The 18627-nt window shown below is 61.5% G+C and carries 19 protein-coding genes; 12 read left to right on the forward strand and 7 right to left on the reverse strand.

The genetic code is table 11. From position 1 onward, the window contains the following. Positions 1-10: 10 nt before the first annotated feature. The 3 genes from BMY06_RS05125 to BMY06_RS05135 form a co-directional block, all read right to left on the reverse strand. Positions 11-1678: a Na/Pi cotransporter family protein gene (locus tag BMY06_RS05125; RefSeq protein ID WP_074981877.1), complete on the reverse strand. Its 1668-nt coding sequence runs from the start codon at positions 1676-1678 to the stop codon at positions 11-13. 129 nt (positions 1679-1807) lie between these two features. Next, a complete protein-coding gene (locus BMY06_RS05130; RefSeq protein WP_065060986.1) occupies positions 1808-2818 on the reverse strand; it encodes an inorganic phosphate transporter in 1011 nt (336 codons plus the stop codon). 12 nt (positions 2819-2830) lie between these two features. After that, positions 2831-3457 carry a DUF47 domain-containing protein gene (locus tag BMY06_RS05135; protein ID WP_065060985.1) on the reverse strand — a complete coding sequence of 209 codons (627 nt, stop codon included), beginning with the start codon at positions 3455-3457 and terminating at the stop codon, positions 2831-2833. A gap of 509 nt (positions 3458-3966) precedes the next feature. On the opposite strand from BMY06_RS05135, the gene BMY06_RS40555 reads away from it, so the two are divergent. The 3 genes from BMY06_RS40555 to BMY06_RS05150 all read left to right on the forward strand — a co-directional run bounded on the left by BMY06_RS40555 (position 3967) and on the right by BMY06_RS05150 (position 5194). Continuing rightward, positions 3967-4200, forward strand: coding sequence for an RcnB family protein (locus tag BMY06_RS40555; RefSeq protein ID WP_110330037.1), 234 nt, complete (start codon positions 3967-3969; stop codon positions 4198-4200). A 49-nt stretch (positions 4201-4249) separates the two neighbouring features. Beyond that, positions 4250-4453 carry a hypothetical protein gene (locus BMY06_RS05145; RefSeq protein ID WP_074981881.1) on the forward strand — a complete coding sequence of 68 codons (204 nt, stop codon included), beginning with the start codon at positions 4250-4252 and terminating at the stop codon, positions 4451-4453. 198 nt (positions 4454-4651) lie between these two features. Continuing rightward, entirely contained in the window at positions 4652-5194 is a 543-nt protein-coding gene (locus BMY06_RS05150) for a hypothetical protein (protein ID WP_244144268.1), read from the forward strand. A 185-nt stretch (positions 5195-5379) separates the two neighbouring features. On the opposite strand, the gene BMY06_RS05155 is transcribed toward BMY06_RS05150, so the two are convergent. Continuing rightward, positions 5380-5883 (reverse strand): hypothetical protein, encoded by a 504-nt coding sequence (locus tag BMY06_RS05155; RefSeq protein WP_065060981.1) that lies wholly within the window; start codon positions 5881-5883, stop codon positions 5380-5382. A gap of 539 nt (positions 5884-6422) precedes the next feature. On the opposite strand from BMY06_RS05155, the gene BMY06_RS05160 reads away from it, so the two are divergent. The 6 genes from BMY06_RS05160 to hutC all read left to right on the forward strand — a co-directional run bounded on the left by BMY06_RS05160 (position 6423) and on the right by hutC (position 12081). After that, positions 6423-7271 carry a transporter substrate-binding domain-containing protein gene (locus tag BMY06_RS05160; protein WP_065060980.1) on the forward strand — a complete coding sequence of 283 codons (849 nt, stop codon included), beginning with the start codon at positions 6423-6425 and terminating at the stop codon, positions 7269-7271. A gap of 95 nt (positions 7272-7366) precedes the next feature. Then, positions 7367-8089 (forward strand): ABC transporter permease, encoded by a 723-nt coding sequence (locus BMY06_RS05165; RefSeq protein ID WP_065060979.1) that lies wholly within the window; start codon positions 7367-7369, stop codon positions 8087-8089. A gap of 18 nt (positions 8090-8107) precedes the next feature. Then, positions 8108-8854 (forward strand): ABC transporter permease, encoded by a 747-nt coding sequence (locus BMY06_RS05170; RefSeq protein ID WP_065060978.1) that lies wholly within the window; start codon positions 8108-8110, stop codon positions 8852-8854. A 25-nt stretch (positions 8855-8879) separates the two neighbouring features. Further along, positions 8880-9671 carry an ABC transporter ATP-binding protein gene (locus tag BMY06_RS05175; RefSeq protein ID WP_065060977.1) on the forward strand — a complete coding sequence of 264 codons (792 nt, stop codon included), beginning with the start codon at positions 8880-8882 and terminating at the stop codon, positions 9669-9671. A gap of 19 nt (positions 9672-9690) precedes the next feature. After that, on the forward strand, positions 9691-11301 hold the full coding sequence (locus BMY06_RS05180) for an HAL/PAL/TAL family ammonia-lyase (RefSeq protein ID WP_065060976.1): 1611 nt from the start codon (positions 9691-9693) through the stop codon (positions 11299-11301). A gap of 45 nt (positions 11302-11346) precedes the next feature. After that, positions 11347-12081 (forward strand): histidine utilization repressor, encoded by a 735-nt coding sequence (gene hutC, locus BMY06_RS05185; RefSeq protein ID WP_231957601.1) that lies wholly within the window; start codon positions 11347-11349, stop codon positions 12079-12081. A gap of 358 nt (positions 12082-12439) precedes the next feature. Here the strand turns inward: hutC and BMY06_RS05190 are convergent, their stop codons facing one another. Both BMY06_RS05190 and BMY06_RS05195 read right to left on the reverse strand, forming a co-directional pair. After that, positions 12440-12859 (reverse strand): hypothetical protein, encoded by a 420-nt coding sequence (locus tag BMY06_RS05190; protein ID WP_065060975.1) that lies wholly within the window; start codon positions 12857-12859, stop codon positions 12440-12442. Positions 12860-13118: 259 nt separating this feature from the next. Then, a complete protein-coding gene (locus BMY06_RS05195) occupies positions 13119-13679 on the reverse strand; it encodes a hypothetical protein (protein WP_124263100.1) in 561 nt (186 codons plus the stop codon). Positions 13680-14628: 949 nt separating this feature from the next. Here BMY06_RS05195 and BMY06_RS05200 point away from each other — a divergent pair. Next, on the forward strand, positions 14629-15201 hold the full coding sequence (locus BMY06_RS05200; RefSeq protein ID WP_074981887.1) for a hypothetical protein: 573 nt from the start codon (positions 14629-14631) through the stop codon (positions 15199-15201). A gap of 174 nt (positions 15202-15375) precedes the next feature. Here the strand turns inward: BMY06_RS05200 and BMY06_RS05205 are convergent, their stop codons facing one another. Then, positions 15376-15882: a GNAT family N-acetyltransferase gene (locus BMY06_RS05205; RefSeq protein ID WP_074982181.1), complete on the reverse strand. Its 507-nt coding sequence runs from the start codon at positions 15880-15882 to the stop codon at positions 15376-15378. 247 nt (positions 15883-16129) lie between these two features. On the opposite strand from BMY06_RS05205, the gene BMY06_RS05210 reads away from it, so the two are divergent. Together BMY06_RS05210 and BMY06_RS05215 are read left to right on the forward strand one after the other, a co-directional pair. Then, positions 16130-17047, forward strand: coding sequence for a LysR family transcriptional regulator (locus BMY06_RS05210; RefSeq protein ID WP_065060972.1), 918 nt, complete (start codon positions 16130-16132; stop codon positions 17045-17047). A 399-nt stretch (positions 17048-17446) separates the two neighbouring features. Further along, positions 17447-18607, forward strand: coding sequence for an ABC transporter substrate-binding protein (locus BMY06_RS05215; protein ID WP_234774685.1), 1161 nt, complete (start codon positions 17447-17449; stop codon positions 18605-18607). The last annotated feature ends 20 nt before the right edge of the window (positions 18608-18627 follow it).

The raw sequence follows: 18627 nt of genomic DNA on the forward strand, positions 1-18627 counted from the left end.
AACAGCGGCGTCACTCCTTCGTGTGCAGACTGTCGAGCGAACGTTTGCGCAGGCGCGTTTCATGAAGCGCGCCGGCGGCGTCAAGCACCGGATACGCCGTCGAGCAGAACAGCGAATTCAGCCGCTTCATATTGCTGATCAGATCGAGGTGCAGCGCGCTGGTTTCCACGCTGCGAAGCGACTGGCCTGCCAGCCGGTCCAGATGCTTGTGGGAATACACGCGCTCCAGATCGCGGAAGCGTTCCTTCTCGGCCAGAAGCTGCTCCGCGCAGCGCAGATCGTTGTTCAGGAACACCGACAGGCCTAGCCGCAGATTGCTCACCAGCCGCGCGTGCAGATCGTCGAGTTCACCCAGTCCTTCCTCGGAGAACGCGAGCCGCTGGGAGATCTTTTTCTCTTCGATGTCGCTCACGATGCGCTCGATGATGTCGCCCGCATGTTCGAGATTGATCGTGAGGGAAATGATGTCCGTCCAGCGGCGGCTTTCGGCTTCATCGAGTTGCTCGCGCGAGATCAGCGTCAGATAGCTTTTCACTTCGGCGTAGAGCTGGTCGACGTCGTCGTCCATGCGCATGGTTTCGCGCGCGACGGCGAGATCGTTGCGTCTGAGCAGTTCCGACACGTTCTCCAGCATCACGCCGACGATGTCGCCAATCCGCAGCACTTCGCGCGACGCGTTGGCCAGCGCGAGTCCCGGCGTGGCCAGCCCGGCGGGGTCGAGATGGAGCGGACGCAGTTCGCCGGCCACCTGCGGCCGGTCGGGCAACAAGCGACGGCAGATGGCGGCGACCCGGTCGACCATCGTGAGGCAGGCGCAACACCGCACCGTGTTGTAGATGAGATGGAAGCCGACCACGGCCTCGCGCGGATTCGAAATGATGACCGGCAATGCGCGTGCGAGCAACGAGGCGAACGGCAGGATAATCACCGCGCCGAGCAGCTTGAAGGCGAAACTGCCCACGGCGAGGCGGCGCGCCGCGGCGTTTTGGGGCAATGCGCTCATCAGCGCGAGCAGACCGCTGCCGAGATTCGCGCCGACCACGAGACACAAGGCGACCTTCAACGAAATGACGCCGGAGGAGGCGAGCGTCGCGGTCAAAAGAACGGCGGCGAGGCTCGAATACGAGAGCATCGCGAAGGCCGCGCCGACGAGCGCGTCGAGCATCGTGTCGCCGGTCAGGGCGCTGAACATCACCCTGACGCTCGTGCCCTGCATCATCGGTTGTGCCGCTTCCACGATCAGGTGAAGCGCCAGCAGGATCAGACCGAGCCCGATGAGCGTGCGCCCGGTCTGGCCGGCGCGCGTCTGCTTGCGCGTGAGAAACAGCGGTACGCCGGCGAGTATCAGCAGCGGAGACAGCCACGACAGATCGAGTGTCAGCACCCGCGCCATGAGCGCGGTGCCCACGTCGGCGCCCAGCATGATGGTCAGGCCGCTGGCCAGCGACACCATGCCTTGCGCGGCGAACGACGAGATGATGACCGCCGTGGCGTTACTGCTTTGCACGAGGCTGGTGACGCCCAGCCCGGCAAGAAAGGCCTTGAGGCGGCTACCCGTGCTGCGGCCGAGGATCGCGCGAAGATCGGCGCCGAGCACGCGCAGTATGCCGGTGCGAACGATGTGTGTGCCCCACACCAGAAGCGACACACCGGAAAGCAGATTCAGAAGGATCAACACGATAGGCGACGGTTACTGCACGACTTTGGGGCCCCGTTGACGGGGCGCCTTGCGATCGGCGTCTGGATGTAACACTAGTGTCACACAGAATGGCGCGATTCGATGCGATAAAAAACGGCGGCCGTTTTCTTAAAGCAGCCGGGTCCCGATCCACCAGGCCATTGCCGCCATCGCCGCGGAAGCCGGGATGGTGAGCACCCAGGCCCAGATGATATTGCCCGCCACGCCCCAACGCACCGCGGAGAGCTTCTGCGTGGCGCCGACGCCGACGATCGCGCCGGTGATGGTATGCGTCGTCGAAACGGGAATGCCGAGCCCCGAGGCGACGAATAAGGTGAGCGCGCCGCCGAGTTCGGCGCAAAAACCGCCCACCGGCTTGAGCTTCGTGATCTTCTGCCCCATCGTCCGCACGATGCGCCATCCGCCGAAAAGGGTTCCGAGTCCCATCGACGCATAGCATCCGGCGGCCACCCAGAGCGGCGGCGCGACGGCGTTGTGCGATGCGTAGCCCGCGGCGATCAGCAGCATCCAGATAATGCCGATGGTCTTCTGCGAGTCGTTGCCGCCGTGCCCGAGGCTGTAAAGGCCCGCCGAGATCAATTGCAGGCTGCGGAACTGGCGATCCACCTTGCTTTGCGGCACGCGGAAATAGAGCCAGGCGATGCCGAGCATGAAGCACGAGCCCAGCACGAAACCCAGCACCGGCGAGATGACGATGAAGGCCACGGTCTTCATGACGCCGTCGAGATTCAGCGCGCCCCAGCCGGATTTGGCCAGCGCCGAGCCGACCAGTCCGCCGATCAGCGCATGCGACGAACTGGAGGGAATGCCGTAGTACCAGGTGATGAAATTCCAGCCGATGGCGCCGATCAGTGCGCCGAACACCACGTACTGATCGACTATCGCGGGATCGATCGTGCCTTTGCCGATGGTGGCGGCCACGCCGAGGTGAAAGACAAAATACGCAACGACGTTGAAGAACGCCGCAAATGCGACCGCTTGCTGCGGCTTCAACACCCCGGTGGACACCACGGTCGCAATGGCGTTGGCGGCGTCGTGAAACCCATTCATGAAGTCAAACAGGAGGGCGATCGCGACGAGCAGAATGATGGCCCAGAGAGCGAGTTGAATCGGATGCATGGTTGAATTCGCTCAAGCGTTTTCCAGCACAATGCCCTCGATAATGGTTGCGGCGACCTCGCATTTATCGGTAATGGTTTCAAGCAGTTCGTAGACGCTTTTCAGTTTGATGAGCGTCTTGACATCGGCTTCCTCGCGGAATAGCCGCGAGATCGCGATACGCAGCAACCGGTCGACTTCGGATTCGAGTTCGTCGATTTCCTTGCAGCATCGCAGGATCTGATCTGCCTGCTTCATGTCGGAAAGCATGCTGACGGCCTGCTGAACCTGAATGGCTGTCTTCGTGCTCAGCCGCGCGAACTCGATCGCATCGTCGGGCAACGCTTGCACGTCATACAGCGTAATGGTGTTCGCAACATCCTCAATCACGTCGATGATGTCATCCAGCGTGTTGATGAGCTGCTGGATCTGATCGCGATCCAGCGGCGTGATGAAGGTCTTGTGCAGCAGATCGTTGCAGTCGCGAGTCAGTTTATCGGCCGACTTTTCGTTGATCTTGATGTTTCGCCGGTGTCGCTCCGCGTCGTCGAGATTCTCGATCAGCTTTTCGAGAGCATGACTGCCGTCCACGATATATCGGGCATGGGCATTGAAAATCTCGAAAAAATTGCCGTCTCTGGGCATGAATCGGCCGAACATAGGGCATTACCTCGGGTTTGATGGCGCGCCGACCGCGTCATCGAAAAACCGCTCATGATACAGGCATTTGAATTGCGCCTCGTCCGGCCAATATTGGCTGGATTGTGTGCCGCAAACGCGCACACGATCGTACCGGCGACGGCTTGCGGCAAAACGACTGGCATGGGCGTCGGCCGCGGAACGTGGCGTGCTTGCCGACAGGCGAGTGTGTGCTTTTCTGCGGGGGCTAGCTGCCTCTGCTAACCTTTTGCTGCGACCGGCGGCGTGTAGCGAACATCCAGCCGGGACGCGAGCATGACTCAGTCATAACCCAGGGAGGAATCTTTATGTATCGCAAAGCTGTTGCGAGTGCACTTATTTGCTCGTTGTTCCGTGTGTCGGCCGTTGTGTACGCTCAACCGCATCAGGACGGTGGACCCGATGGTCAGGGTCATCCAGGCGCGAGCCACGGCGCGCCGCATGGGGCGCCGCATGGCGCACCTCACGGCAACCCGGGGCATGGTGCGCCGATGCATGACGCGTCGATTTCCCGTCCGGGAGGTCCGGTGCCGCATAACGACTGGCACAAAGGCGACCGCATTCCGCCGGAATACCGCGATCGCAACTATGTCGTCGACGACTGGCGCGGCCACGGACTCTCCGCACCGCCGCGCGGCTATCACTGGGTCGGCGTGAACGGCGACTACGTGCTGGCCGCGGTGGCGACCGGCGTGATCGCGAGCGTGCTCGCTTCGCCGCGCTAACGCATCGACGCCACGCGCCGCGTGAGTGCGGCGCGCTGGCGATCCCTTCATGACGGATATGGGCGATGACGTCGACATCCGCACGGATGTGCCGCTGTGTCGCGTGTTTCGCGACGGCGCAATGATCGCGCAATCGCACGACGTGTCTGAATACTGGTGCAAGGCTCTGGTGAGCTTTGTGATCGATTGCTCTTTCGCCTTCGACACGCGCGGGTGGATGCGGGCATCGGCATCCGCCATATCGAGCCTTTGAACGTTGAATGTCCGCGGCTTCGATCGCGAATGAACGGGGCAATTGCAAGGCTTCCACGAACGCGCGCCGCGAACGCTTTGTGCGTGGCGGAGCTGTAACGATCAGAAATATAGACTTATCAATAAGTTCTTAAGAAATCGATGCGGGGGTCGTTGATACAGAATCGAAAACAAAAAATGACCGCATCGAGGAATGACCATGAAAATAACAACCACGCGCTGCGCGGCTTTTACCGTTTTTTCGCTGCTTGCAGGCTGTGTGACTAACCCTCAGGGGCAACTCGTCGTCGATCCCAACGTGGGCGCGGCGATTCAGAGCGTGCTCGCTCCGCCGCCGCCTGTGCCCGTCGTGGTCGAAGACTACTACGCCCCCATGCCTTACGACGCGTCGATCGCGGTCGTTGCCGATAGCGATGTGGTGTTCATCGGCGGTTCGACCTACATCTGGATTATCGGTCCGGATGGCAGACGCCATCGCCAATTCTATGCACATGGCGATCATCGCGCAGACGTTTTCCATCGACGAGATGAACTGCATAACGTGATGGCGCATCACGAAGGTCATCTGCCGGATCATGCGACGGGCAATCCGCATATGGCGGCTGGAGCCGCGCACACCGGCGCTCAACCCGGCGGCCAGCAACGTGGTGGTAATGCCGTGGCCGCACATGCGCAGGTGACGGCGCAACATGCACCTGCCAAGGCGCCGGCGCATCAGGAAAAGGACAAGAAAAAGTCGTGACTTTAAGGGCGATTCCGATAACCCCGGATCGCAAATCGCAAATCGCGTAGCGAAGTGCATCGCTACGACATTTCAGCCGGCCAATTGCCGGCTGCTTTTTTTATCTGCACGCCCCGGTATTGGCACGGCAGCACTAAAAACCGCGCGGCGCTTTTTTGTGCCGGAGAAGTGCATTGAGTGCGGGTCTATTGGATCTTCGCGTCTTCGCGTTTTGCTTTCTCCATGGCTTCCGGTTCCAGTTCTTCCGCCGACCGATTCAGGTGGACGAACACCCCCCAGGCCGCAAGCAGCAAGGCAGTGGACGCGATCAGCGCCGCCGCAAACCAGAGCTGCGAGGGATCCTGATGTAGCGCCTTGAATGTCGCCACGAGTCCCTCGATGGCAAGCGCGACGACCACAACGACAAGAAACCGGGACATGAAACGTCGTACGCGAGTCGGTCCGCTAACGTCCGCTTCCCGGATGACCTCTTCTTCGACGATCGTCTCGGCAATCTGGATTGCCACAACGGCGCCGGCCAGCAGTCCCAGCGCTTCGATGATCGATAGCGCGGCTGTCTGGTCCCACTGGTGTGTGAACGCTGTCCATCCGGTGTGTGCGGCAATCGCAATCAACATCAGCGCGGCACATGTGAAGAGAGCCGCCATCAGCCCATGGATCAGCGTAAAAAAGCGCCAAAGAGACTTCATTTGCGGCTCCCGAGGGTTGGAGGCAGGTTCTGGGTAATTTTTCTGGCCGGCGTTTCGAAGGGGAATGCGGTTTTTCGGCAATGTTCGAAATCCTCGGGAGTGTCATTGGGTAGGGATGTATGCAGATACATACATACGGATCGCCATCACTCGTCGCGGCATCATTCTGGCTGTATTTTTTGTAATCTATCAAGTGCCCGATTCAACGCTCGTCTGTTGGCCCGGCGGCGTCGTGCAGCAGCCTCCGCACCGCAAGCCATCTCGCTCGTGCAATCTCGTCTAGTCAACTGTGTGCATGCGCCGCACGGACGCTTTCTATTTGCTGTCGATCCGCACGATTCTGGGGCATGCGTCCGACGAATACGCGCTTCCTGCTGTCTGAAGCGGGCCCAATGTCCAGGGCATACCCTGGAGCGGGTGAATTTCTGAGAATTCCGCTTGCTTCAATTATTTTGTTCCCGCATCTTGTCTAGACAACACGCGAGGCGTCATCGCCTCACGAGCCGTTCCGCTGTTTCGCCAATCAAAGGAGCATCGAGATGCAGTCGAAGTACAGCAAGTTGGCCAAGGGAATGATCGGGGCGGCCATCGGCACGGCCCTGTTCGGCGGCGCCGCGCAGGCGAAGGATGTGACGATCGCGCTTGAAGGCGGCTACGCGCCATGGAACATGACGCTGCCGGGCGGCAAGCTTGGCGGCTTCGAGCCCGAACTCGCCGCGAATCTGTGCGCACGCGCGCAGCTCAAGTGCAATCTCGTGGCGCAGGACTGGGACGGCATGATCCCGGGCCTCCAGGCCGGAAAGTTCGACGTCCTGATGGATGCGATTTCGATCACGCCCGAGCGCGAGAAGATCATCGCGTTCTCGAAGCCGTATGCGTCCACGCCGGCGACCTTCGCCGTGACCGACACGAAGATCCTGCCGAAGGCGGGCCCGACCGCGGCGGCGCTCAAGCTCGACACCGACGCGAAATCGAACGCGCCCGCCGTGCAGGCGCTGCGCACCGCGCTCAAGGGCAAGACCATCGGCATCCAGTCGGGCACGGTGTACACGCGCTTCATCAACGAGAACTTCAAGGACGTTGCTTCGATCCGCGTCTACAAGACCTCGCCGGAACGCGATCTCGACCTGTCCAACGGCCGTATCGATGCCTCCTTCGACGACGTGACTTACTACGCCGCGAACGCCGACAAGAAAGAGGCGGTGCCCACCGTCGCGGCCGGCCCGAAGATCGGCGGCCCGATCTGGGGACCCGGCGAGGGCCTCGCGTTTCGCAAGCAGGACGCGGACCTGAAGGCGAAGTTCGACGCGGCGATCACGGCGGCGATTGCCGACGGCACCGTGAAGAAGCTCTCGGAGAAGTGGTTCAAGACCGACGTGACGCCCTGATTGGCGCGCGTCGCGTGAGCGCGCGCGGCCGCCGGCTCCGGAGCGAGCGGCGGCTGTCGCGCGGTGGGTTTCGCAGGCTTGCTTGAGGTGGCGTGATGGCTCTTTTCCAAATGCTCGGTTTCGGGACCGAAGGCTGGGGCGGCGTGCTCCTGCTCGGCGCGCTCATGACGGTGGTGTTGACGATCGCAGCGCTCGCGATCGGCGCGGTGTTCGGTGCGATGGTGGCGGCCGCCAAGCTCTCGCGCTTTCGCACGGCGCGCGTGATCGGCGACTTCTACACGACGGTGTTTCGCGGCGTGCCGGAACTGCTCGTCATCTATCTGTTTTATTTCGGCGGCTCGTCGCTGGTGTCCTCGATCGGGCAGTGGTTCGGCGCGGACGGCTTTATCGGCGTGCCGCCGTTCGTGATCGGCGCATTCGCCGTCGGCATGATTTCCGGCGCGTATCAGGCCGAGGTCTATCGCGCCGCCGTGCAGGCGGTGTCGCGCGGAGAACTCGAAGCCGCGCGCGCGATCGGCATGCCCACGCTCACGATGGCGCGCCGCATCCTGATTCCCCAGGTGCTGCGTTTCGCATTGCCCGGTATCGGAAACGTCTGGCAACTGAGCCTGAAAGACTCCGCGCTGATTTCGGTCACCGGTCTCGTCGAATTGCTGCGCGCGAGCCAGGTGGCGGCGGGATCGACGCATCAGTACTTCCTGTTCTTCGTCGTGGGCGGCGCGCTGTATCTCGCGATGACGGGGGTATCGAACCGCGTGTTCGGCCGGGCGGAAGCGATCGTCGGCCGCTCCTTCAAACGCAACTTCGCGCGCAACTGACGCCAGAGCGGCCCCATCATGCAAATCGACTTCGACTTTCTTCTCGACACCACGCGTCAGCTGATCGCGGCGGTGCCGGTCACGCTGGGTCTGTTCTTCGCCTCGCTCGTGATCGGCGGGCTGCTGTCGCTCGTGGTCGTCACGATGCGCGTCTCGCCGCACTGGCTGCCCAATCGCTTTGCGCGCGCGTACATCCTCGTGTTTCGCGGCTCGCCGCTGCTGATCCAGATGTTTCTCGTCTATTACGGTCTCGGCCAGTTCGGCGTGATTCGCGAGAGTTTTCTGTGGCCCGTGCTGCGCGAGCCGTATGTGTGCGCCGTGCTTTCGCTCGCGCTCTGCACGGCGGGCTATACCGCCGAAATTATTCGCGGCGGCTTGATGGCGGTGCCGGTCGGACAGATCGAGGCGGGCTATGCCATCGGCCTTTCGGGCTTCTCGCTGCTGCGCCGCGTCATCGGCCCGATCGCGCTGCGTCAGTGCCTGCCTGCGTATTCGACCGAGGCCGTGCTGCTCGTGAAGTCGACGGCGCTCGCGAGCCTCGTCACCGTGTGGGAAGTCACCGGCGTTGCGCAGCAAATCATTCAGCAAACCTATCGGACCACCGAAGTGTTCGCCTGCGCCGCGCTGATTTATCTGTGCCTGAATTTCCTCGTGGTTCGCCTGATCGGGCTGCTGGAGCGTCGCCTGTCGCGCCATCTGCGCGCCGCGCCCGTGTCAGCGCGCCGTGCTGCCACGCAACTCGAAACCCGCCGCGCCGCTTCGTGAGCCGCGCATCTCCCCGGAGAAACGTATGAACGCATCCGCACCGGTCGCCCTGTCCGTGAAGAACATTCACAAGTCGTTCGGCGACCATCACGTCCTCAAAGGTATTTCGCTCGATGCTCACGAAGGCGATGTGATTTCGATTCTCGGCGCGAGCGGCTCGGGCAAGAGCACCTTTCTGCGTTGCCTGAATCTGCTCGAAATGCCCGATGACGGTTCCGTATCGCTCGGCGGCGAAGCGCTGAAAATGAAGCGCCGCCGCGACGGAAAACTGCAACCGGAGGACCGCCGCCAGGTGGACCGCGTGCGCTCGCAACTGGGCATGGTGTTTCAGAACTTCAATCTCTGGTCGCATATGACCGTGCTCGACAACCTCATCGAAGGGCCGATGCGCGTGCTCAAGCGCACGCGCGCGGAATCGGTCGAGGAAGCCGAAGCGCTGCTCGCCAAGGTCGGTCTCGCCGACAAGCGCGCGCACTATCCCGCGCATCTTTCCGGCGGCCAGCAGCAGCGCGTGGCCATCGCGCGCGCCCTTGCGATGCATCCGAAGGTCATGTTGTTCGACGAGCCGACCTCGGCGCTCGATCCCGAACTCGTGGGCGAAGTGCTGCGCGTGATGCGCGCGCTCGCCGACGAAGGCCGCACGATGCTGGTCGTCACGCATGAAATGGGGTTCGCGAAACATGTGTCGAATCGCGTGATGTTTCTGCATCAAGGCCAGGTCGATTCGGACGGCACGCCCGACGAGGTATTCGGCGAACACAAGTCGGAACGCTTCCGCCAGTTCGTGTCGAGCCACCAGGACCGCAACGCTCACTGATTTCCAGCGCGAGTTCATCATGTCAGTCATCCGTTCCACGCGCCCGCTGGACTGGCGCGAAATCTGCGCCGTCGCCGCGGGCGCGCCGCTCGAACTGGCGCCCGACGCGCGCGAACGCATCGGCGCCGCGCGTGCGCTCGTCGAGCAGATCATTGCCCGCAATATCCGCGCGTACGGCGTGAACACGGGCGTCGGCGCACTGTGCGACGTGGTGGTGTCGCCGGCCGAGCAGCATGCGCTCTCGCACAACATTCTGATGAGCCACGCGGTGGGCGTGGGCGAGCCGCTGGGCGCGCAGGAAACGCGCGCGATCATGGCCGCCGCCATCAACAATTACGCGCATGGTCATTCGGGTGTGCGCGTCGAACTCGTCGAACGGCTCGTGGCGCTGCTCGAGGCCGATTGCCTGCCCGAAGTGCCCGCGCTCGGTTCGGTCGGTTACCTGAGCCACATGGCGCACATCGCGCTCGTGTGCGTGGGCGCGGGGCACGCGCGCTGGCGCGGCGAACGCATGAGCGGCGCAGACGCGTTGCGGCGACTCGGGCTCGAACCGCTATCGCTGCAAGCAAAGGAAGGCTTGAGCCTCGTGAACGGCACGCCGTGCGTGACGGGGCTCGCGGCGCTTGCGCTCCAGCGCGCGCATTGGCTGCTCGATTGGGCCGATGCCGTCGCCGCGATGAGCTTCGAAAATCTCGGCGGCCAGATGGCGGCGTTCGACGCGGGCTCGCTGGCGTTTCGCGTTTCGCCGGGGCTCGCGCGAGTCGGCGCGCGTATGCGCGCGGCGCTGGCGGGCAGCGGCCTGCTGGCAGCGGCGCTCGGCCGGCGCACTCAGGACCCGCTGAGCATGCGGACGATTCCGCACGTGCACGGCGCGGCGCGCGACGTGCTGGCCGCGACGGCGGAAGTGGTGAATCGCGAACTCGCCTCGACGACCGACAACCCGATTGTCGCCGGGACGCTCGACGAGCCGCGCGTGTATTCGCAGGCGCACGCGGTGGGCGCATCGATCGCGCTGGCGATGGACAGCCTCGCCGCGGCCGTCGCGCAGGTCGCGGCGATGGCGGAGCGACGACTGGACCGCCTCGTGAATCCCCTTGTGAGCGGACTGCCCGCATTCCTCGCACAAGCGAGCGGCACGCGTTCGGGCTTCATGATCGCGCAGTACACGGCGGCGGCGCTGGTCGCGCAGAACCGTCGCGAAGCCGCTCCGGCAAGTCTCGACGGCGGGGTGACGTCCGGCTTGCAGGAAGATCACCTGTGCCACGCGACGCCCGCCGCGCTCAAGGCGCTCGCCGTCATCGAAAACAGCAGTCGCATTGTCGGCATCGAACTGCTGGCGGCGGCGCAGGCCTACGATCTCCAGCCGCTCGCGGCGTCGCGCGCGCCATACACGGAAGCGCTCTATACGCAGGTGCGCGCCGTCCTGCCGACCTATTGCGACGATCGCCCGCTCGCGGAGGACATGACGCTGGCCTTCCACCTGATCGCCGACGGCGGGCCGCCGCCGCTGCCCGATCCGTGCGATTTCCCTTCGACGCTTGAGCGCTGTACGCCCGCGCCCGTGGAGTCCGTGGCGGGTGCGGGTGCTGCGTCGGCCAACGATGCGATGCCGGGCGTGGTCGGCAGCTAAAGCCATTCAAGGCGCAACGAGAACATGACGGACATGAATGCTCCGATGCAGGCCGACAGCGCGATGCGGCGCTCGCTGTCCGCGCCGCGCAAGGTCGCGCCGCCCTACGAGCAGATCAAGCGTTACGTGATGGGGCATATCGCCGACGGCACCTGGAAACCCGGCGATGCAATACCCTCGGAAACCGAGTTCGTGAAGGAGTTCGGGGTGGCGCGCATGACGGTCTCGCGCGCGTTGCGCGAACTGACCGCGGAGCGCGTGCTCACGCGCGTGCAGGGATCGGGCACATTCGTCGCGCCGCGCGATTACGAATCGACGGTGCTCGATATCCGCAATATCGCGGATGAAATCGCTTCGCGCGGTCATCGACACGCGGCGCGCGTGATCGCGCTCGAAGCGAGCGGCTGGCCTACGGCGATTGACGAACTCGAATTGGACAGCGGTCCGGTTTTTCATTCCGCCATCATCCATATGGAGGACGATGAACCGATCCAGTTCGAGGACCGCTATGTGAATCCGCGCGTGTTTCCGCACTATCTGGAGCAGGACTTCACGCTGGAAACGCCGAACGTTTACATGGTGCGGGTCGCGCCGATCCAGCGCGCGGAATTCCGCATTTACGCGCGCAAGCCCGATGCGCAGATTCGCCGCCATCTCGCGATGGATATCGGCGAGCCTTGCCTGATGCTATGGCGGCGCACCTGGGTCGGAGACGATGTGGCGACCGCGGTGCAACTCTGGCATCCGGCGTCGCGCTTTCATCTGGCGGGCGCGGTTTGAGTGGATTGGATGGCGTGATCGGGCGGGGGAGTTTGACCTTATGAGTCGGGGGCGTGTTACAGCGTTGGGCGTATAGCGCGGGGAGCGCCCCGAACGGCCGCATCCATTCCAGATGCGCATGCTGACGATCTCGAGGGCTTCATGGCGTTAGCGAAGCTGGCCGTATGAAGCCTGCGTGGACCGGTGCGCGATACACGTCGACCCACAAGAGGCCGCAGAGTCACACCGAAGCGGCCATCGCGATACAAGGTCAATCTGGCTTATCGTCTAAATTACTCAGTCGAAACAACCGAGGATTAGCGCGGCGAGTACGCGGATGACTCTCCGCATATCCAGATCCGTCGGCCTGCCTTGTGCGTTATGGAGTTGTTGCACTCGAATATGGTCCGCTGATGCCATCGATCGCCGCCTTCACGTTGGGATCGAAGTGGTTGCGATACCACGCTGCCATATTTTGCATCCCTTCGATACCGGGCGGGCTATTTCCCGCGCCGACAATTTCCGCGCACGCGGCAGCGACGGCAATAAGAATTCTCGCCGCCTCGGGAATGTAGGGACTGTCGAGTCCTGCGTCGTGCCGCTGGCGAATCACCGCATAGCGTACGTTCTCGGGCAATGTCCACGCGCTGGTCAAGAACTCTTGAACGCTAACCGGTCGTCCATTCACGATGATCGTCCGAGCCCGGTGCTCTTCGGCGTACCCTGCCGATTGCAACGCCTCGCAACTGTCGATCGCGGCGTTCAAAACATTACGTATCAGATGCCAATCGGTTTTCATACGACTCTGCTCCTTGATGACGTGTTAGGCGACTCACGTTTTCAGTATTGCCGTCGGTGGGCCATTTCTCGCCGCGCGATAATGGTGATATTCGGCGGTTTGCGATGTCAACAGTTTTACGCCCGCTGTCGAACGTTCTTTCGTGGTCGGGTGCCGCTCGCGCGTATTGCATGGTGCGGGTCAAGATAGAGGGGAGAGTCTGAGTGCGACCCGTTGCTGACCTTTGACTTTCCCCAAAGCGACCGTTCAACGTATGCGCCTAGATCGAGTTTGGGTTGGCAAGCAGCGCTGCTGATTCATCAAACCACCTGAGGAACTTATCGATAGCGGCGGCGGCGGGCACTGCTGCATGCAAGGGCAGAATCGTGTCGGAGCCACGTCGCAGAATAAGAATCTTCGCCGCTTGTGCCGGCGGGCAGAAAATGAAAGCCTTGCCTTCCCGGTCGAATTGCTCGCCCCAATTCGTCAAGAAATTGAAAACGCCATATTTCTCCCAATCGCGCTCGCATTCGAAGGCGGTTCGAACGTCATCTTCAAGCAATTGATCGCCTTGAGCCCCGTACAGTAGCCGATCAAGACGATCGATTAACTGTTCGTCGTTCAGATTGTCCAGATCACTTCGCCAAAGATCTGGAAGGGCCGCCACGAGCTGTTTGAATCCTAGATATGCCGGATACAAAGAACATCGAGGATTAGAAAAATCGCCTATCGACGTATTCGCGCACCATACTTGCATTCGCCCGTAGACGGCGGAAGGCGGGACCAGACCAGGTTCGATCATGGCTTCGATGGCAAACTCAGATTTCGAACCGAATAACATCGATCAATGTCCGTGGTCTAAATGGCGGCGTTTTGTGATGGATCTCGTGAATGCCCGCTCCTGGCCGACCTTGAAATGCCACTTCCCTCCCGATTGACTGGGAGCGAACCGGCGCCAATTCGTGCCTACTCGTCTTGTTCTGGTTTGAAGAACCGGACCTCGAATACGTCTTTTGTCTCCCTCACTAAGATTTTCCGGCCGCAGTTTCCGCAGGTGAGGAGGAGGTCAGACCGCCGAACGAGATCAGAGATCAGATCATCTGCGCTTCTTCCCTCGTGGTTTGAATCAAGGAATTCTTCCGTCGCAAGCAACGATATGCCCGTTCCGCAGAACAGGTTCTTATGAACAAGTCGATCACACTTGCACCGAACCCATGAACCCATCTCTCATCCCTTATTGTCGCTCCACCGTCGGATTGTCGGCGATTTAGGACGACGCGTCGATCGAACTGAATGGAGGTTAGATACGCAATCGTGGATTGCCTCCGCGAACTGCGGGTTGGACAAGCCGATACCGACGCGGGCGAGCGAAAGCAACAATTGCTCGACGCCTTTAACAATCCCGACGATACGCCTGTTTTCCACGGGATCGCTAAACCTAGGTAGTGCATCCGGCAAGTTAGATTCGATACTTACGATTCCGTCTTCAACCCTTAGGTCGATTCCGAACGGCAGCAGAAACGCTCGGTTCTTATCCATTCTTCCGATCTCGACGTTATCCACAGCCGGCATTGTCAACGATCCAGCCAGCGATGTCGAACGACCGGTTGTGGCCGGGCAGCGCCCGACGACGAAGCGTGGCGATCGCCGCGGGCACGCCATCCTTTGCAAAAAGCATAAGCGACCCTGTGTGGTCATTCTGTGCATCGAAAATCTGTCGCTCAGCACTGTTGATTTCGCAAGGCGGAATTCTTGTAAGATAGCCTGACAATTACAGCAGCGCTCCAACAATGGTCAAGATGCCAAGCCGTCTCTTTGGGCACGCTCCCATTACAACCGTTCCGACAAAGACAGAGACCCTCGCTGATCCTGGCGGTAAGGCGAAGCTCGATATCGTGCGCAGCTTACTCGCTCTGCCGTCGGAGCGTGGCCGTTGGCGCGCTGAAGATTGGCAACTCTTGCGCCACCGTGATGCCTTCTTAACGGTGGACTGGGGACTCGACACGGAAGAGATTGTTGGTCAGTGGAACCATCTGCTTGATCCGGAGCACATGATTTCTCTCCCTGCCCCCGTCGCCGCTCTTACCGTCAGGCTGAGCTACAAAGGACATACTAGCGACGTCACGTACAGGGCATCACGAGAGGACTGCTTTATCGTCGTGGTGGCCATCGCTCAGCTTGCTAATGCAGAGATTGATACACGGCTATGCAGGGACTCACTTGGAAACAGCGACCTTTGCTTTCTTCCATTGCTGCGTGCTGAATGGAGCCAGTTGGAAGAGGCGTACGGCACAGCCGCGCTTGATCAGCGCTTTGCTCAACTGCCCACGAACATTGACGCCTTTTTAGTGTTGCTGGCGTAGGCGCAGAAGTAGTCACTTCGCGTTTTCTCGAATGAGGTCGCGGCCGGCCGGCACATGACGACCCCGACTGGATCGAGGCGCTGATTGTCCACGATCCAGGAGACGATGTCGACTGACCGGTTGAATCCGCCTTCCTGTGCGGCTAGAGGCAGCTTGGAGTGAGGAGGCGACTCGCTAGACCAGCGTTTTGAACATGTGCTCCTCGTCATAGAAGCGATCTTCGACCTTCATCGCTCGCGGCTCCACGCCGAACACATGAAAGCCCTGCGACGCATAAAGCCTCTTCGCTGACAGGCTTTCCGCATTGACACAAAGCATCAACTGGATGGTGTTCCACTCGTCGGTCGCGTGAGCTGTAGCTGCGGCTAAAAGTGTTTGTGCGATTCCCCGCCCGCGGTATGAAGGGTTGACAAACACGCCCCAAATGGTGGCCTTGTGACTCACTTGAGATAGCGGCTCGCGACGAATGCCCGTGATGCCGACCAGCACGTCAACTTCAAACGCACCAAAGACGGCCTGTGTTCGCGTCGAACGAATGCGGCCTACGATCTCCGCGATCGAGCGCGCCATTTCCTCCTGGCGGGTAGGCCATATGGCAGTGGGGGAGTTGTCGACGGCGAGAAGACGCACGGCTTTGAATTGCTCCGCGTCATGGGCGTCTAGTGTCCGGACAGTGATCATGGGATGGAAGGAGAGGAAGCCAAAGCGCTTACGGTACGCGATATCTCGCACACGTTCTGACTTTGATGTGTTCAGCCGCGCCGTATGGATCAAATTTCGACGAACAGCGAGGAAGAGGGGCCGCTCTTGGCCGAACTTCGTCGTCCGGTATATGTTCCTCGCTACTGACTGCGCCGCTTGATCAGATATTCGATAGAAAACGGACAGGTTATATACTCCCCCAATCCCAAAATCCCGCACCACCCCCATGAGCCTCTCCGTCAAAAGCGTGCGTTACTTTATCGCGGTGGCGGAAGCCGAATCCGTGACGGGCGCCACGCAGACACTCAACATCTCGCAGTCGGTCATCACCGAAGCCATCAAAGGGCTCGAAAGCGAACTCGGCGCGCAACTCTTCGTGCGTCACGCGCGCGGCATGGTGCTCACGCATGCGGGCCACCAGTTCCTGCGTCACGCGCATCAGATCCTCGCCGCCGTCCGCAACGCCCAGCAAGCGCTCTCCGCGCGCCCGGACACCAAGACGGGCCGCTTGAACGTCGGCGTCACGAGTCTGATGACGGGCTACTTTCTGCCTTATCTGCTGGACCACTACAAGCGCGTCTTTCCCAAAGTCGAAGTGCAGGTGGTCGAAGATCAGCGCGATTACATCGAGCATCTGCTCGTCAACGGCGAGCTGGATGTCGCCGTGCTGATCGTTTCGAACGTGCAGAACAGTCAGGCCATCGAAACCGAATCGCTGATCAAAGCCGCGTGGCGTTTGTGGCTGCCCGCGAATCACGCGCTGCGCGGGCTCGGCAGCATCTCGCTTCAGGAGATCGCCAACGAAGGCATGATCATGCTGAAAGTGGACGAGCTGGAAGACAACACCACCGCGTTCTGGCGCGCGGCGGGTCTACGGCCGAACACGGTGATGCGCACGGCGTCGGTGGAAGCGGTGCGCAGTCTGGTGGCCACCGGCGCGGGCCTGTCGATTCTTCCCGATGTGCTGTATCGCCCGTGGTCGCTCGACGGCGACCGGCTGGAGGTGCGCAAGATTCTCGGCGAGATGCCGACCGTGGATATCGGCATCGCCTGGCGGCGCAGCCTCACGCTGCCGGAGATGGTGCAGCACTTCCTCGTCGTGGCCCGCGAGTACTCGCGCACGCACAGCAAATCGTCGATCTGAAATATCGATATCGTTCTCCGAGCGTTCGCTTTCGCCGAAATTGACGCGATTTTTACGCACTCTCGTTCGGGTTTTTACGGAGTCCGTCTGCGGCGCCGCCGCATCCGTAGAGGCCCGCCGGGCGGCGAATCCACGGTGCTTCGCCGGGTCTGAAAGCTCCGTGTCATACGGGCGAGCCTCGATTCCCAACCCGTTGCGTCGCCACGTTCGAGCAGGTTTTCGTCGACTTGTACGGCGATAGCCTTCGGCATTACCGATAGCTCGTATCTGGGTTTCGGCCTATCGGTCAAAAACGACCGCCTCCTAGAATAGCTCCGTCCATCATCGTATTGCCTCAAACCCTTTGCCCACGGGGCTTTCCGGTACGCCGCCCGGGCCACAACCACGAGGAATCGGAGCATGTCGCACACCCCTTACATGGCTGCCGCCATTGCCCTTGCCGCGCTCGTCAACACGGGGCTGGCCAGCGCGGCCGGTCCGCTCACGCAACTGGGGAAGCCGGAAGGCCAGGTCAACATCATCGCGTGGCCGGGTTACATCGAGCGCGGCGACACCGACAAGAAATACGACTGGGTCACCGGCTTCGAGAAGGAGTCGGGCTGCAAGGTGAACGTGAAGACGGCCGCGACCTCCGACGAAATGGTCTCGCTGATGAACCAGGGTGGCTACGACCTCGTCACCGCATCGGGCGATGCGAGCCTGCGGCTCGTCTACGGCAAGAAGGTGCAGCCGATCAACACGGCGCTGATTCCCGCCTGGAACACGATCGAGCCGCGGCTGCAGAACGCGCCGTGGCACACGGTCAACGGCGTCCATTACGGCGTGCCGTATCAGTGGGGCGCGAATTTCCTCGCGTACAACACGAAGATTTTCCCGAAGGCGCCCACTTCGTGGTCGGTCGTCTTCGAGCAGCAGACGCTGCCGGACGGCAAGAGCAACAAGGGCCGCGTGCAGGCCTATAACGGCGCGATCTATGTGGCCGACGCCGCCGTCTATCTGATGCACAAGAATCCCGCGCTCGGCATCAAGGACCCGTACGAGCTGAACGAAGCGCAATACGCCGAAGTGCTCAAGGTGCTGCGCGCGCAAAAGCCGCTGGTGCATCGTTACTGGCACGACGTCACGGTGCAGATGAACGACTTCAAGAACGAAGGCGTGGCCGTGTCGAGCGCATGGGGTTATGCGGTGAACTCGCTGCAAGCCGAGAAATTCCCGATCGCCGCGACGATTCCGCAGGAAGGCGCGACGGGTTGGGCCGACACCACGATGATGCACGCGGACGCGCCGCATCCGGTCTGCGCCTACAAGTGGATGAACTGGTCGCTGAACCGCAAATTGCAGGCCGATCTGGCCGAATGGTTCGGCTCGAATCCGGTGATCCAGGGCGGTTGCCAGCAGGCGGCGGTGGGCGGTTCGAACTTCTGCGCGGCAAACGGCTATGACCGCTTCGATCAGATTCACTTCTGGAAGACGCCGGTCGCCAATTGCGGTTCGCAGGGCAAGTGCGTGCCGTACAGCCGATGGACCCAGGATTTCATCTCGATCATGGGTGGTCGATAGAGCCACGGGCGCGTCTTCAG

Source organism: Paraburkholderia tropica (assembly GCF_900109265.1).
GTDB classification, from domain to species: domain Bacteria; phylum Pseudomonadota; class Gammaproteobacteria; order Burkholderiales; family Burkholderiaceae; genus Paraburkholderia; species Paraburkholderia tropica.

Bases quoted from the DNA above. Each gene is read 5' to 3' on its own strand.
- BMY06_RS05130 (WP_065060986.1), bottom strand. From the start codon at position 2,818: ATGCATCCGATTCAACTCGCTCTCTGGGCCATCATTCTGCTCGTCGCG.
- BMY06_RS05135 (WP_065060985.1), bottom strand. From the start codon at position 3,457: ATGTTCGGCCGATTCATGCCCAGAGACGGCAATTTTTTCGAGATTTTC.
- BMY06_RS40555 (WP_110330037.1), top strand. From the start codon at position 3,967: ATGCATGACGCGTCGATTTCCCGTCCGGGAGGTCCGGTGCCGCATAAC.
- BMY06_RS05145 (WP_074981881.1), top strand. From the start codon at position 4,250: ATGACGGATATGGGCGATGACGTCGACATCCGCACGGATGTGCCGCTG.
- BMY06_RS05150 (WP_244144268.1), top strand. From the start codon at position 4,652: ATGAAAATAACAACCACGCGCTGCGCGGCTTTTACCGTTTTTTCGCTG.
- BMY06_RS05155 (WP_065060981.1), bottom strand. From the start codon at position 5,883: ATGAAGTCTCTTTGGCGCTTTTTTACGCTGATCCATGGGCTGATGGCG.
- BMY06_RS05160 (WP_065060980.1), top strand. From the start codon at position 6,423: ATGCAGTCGAAGTACAGCAAGTTGGCCAAGGGAATGATCGGGGCGGCC.
- BMY06_RS05165 (WP_065060979.1), top strand. From the start codon at position 7,367: ATGGCTCTTTTCCAAATGCTCGGTTTCGGGACCGAAGGCTGGGGCGGC.
- BMY06_RS05170 (WP_065060978.1), top strand. From the start codon at position 8,108: ATGCAAATCGACTTCGACTTTCTTCTCGACACCACGCGTCAGCTGATC.
- BMY06_RS05175 (WP_065060977.1), top strand. From the start codon at position 8,880: ATGAACGCATCCGCACCGGTCGCCCTGTCCGTGAAGAACATTCACAAG.
- BMY06_RS05180 (WP_065060976.1), top strand. From the start codon at position 9,691: ATGTCAGTCATCCGTTCCACGCGCCCGCTGGACTGGCGCGAAATCTGC.
- hutC (WP_231957601.1), top strand. From the start codon at position 11,347: ATGCAGGCCGACAGCGCGATGCGGCGCTCGCTGTCCGCGCCGCGCAAG.
- BMY06_RS05190 (WP_065060975.1), bottom strand. From the start codon at position 12,859: ATGAAAACCGATTGGCATCTGATACGTAATGTTTTGAACGCCGCGATC.
- BMY06_RS05195 (WP_124263100.1), bottom strand. From the start codon at position 13,679: ATGTTATTCGGTTCGAAATCTGAGTTTGCCATCGAAGCCATGATCGAA.
- BMY06_RS05200 (WP_074981887.1), top strand. From the start codon at position 14,629: ATGGTCAAGATGCCAAGCCGTCTCTTTGGGCACGCTCCCATTACAACC.
- BMY06_RS05205 (WP_074982181.1), bottom strand. From the start codon at position 15,882: ATGATCACTGTCCGGACACTAGACGCCCATGACGCGGAGCAATTCAAA.
- BMY06_RS05210 (WP_065060972.1), top strand. From the start codon at position 16,130: ATGAGCCTCTCCGTCAAAAGCGTGCGTTACTTTATCGCGGTGGCGGAA.
- BMY06_RS05215 (WP_234774685.1), top strand. From the start codon at position 17,447: ATGTCGCACACCCCTTACATGGCTGCCGCCATTGCCCTTGCCGCGCTC.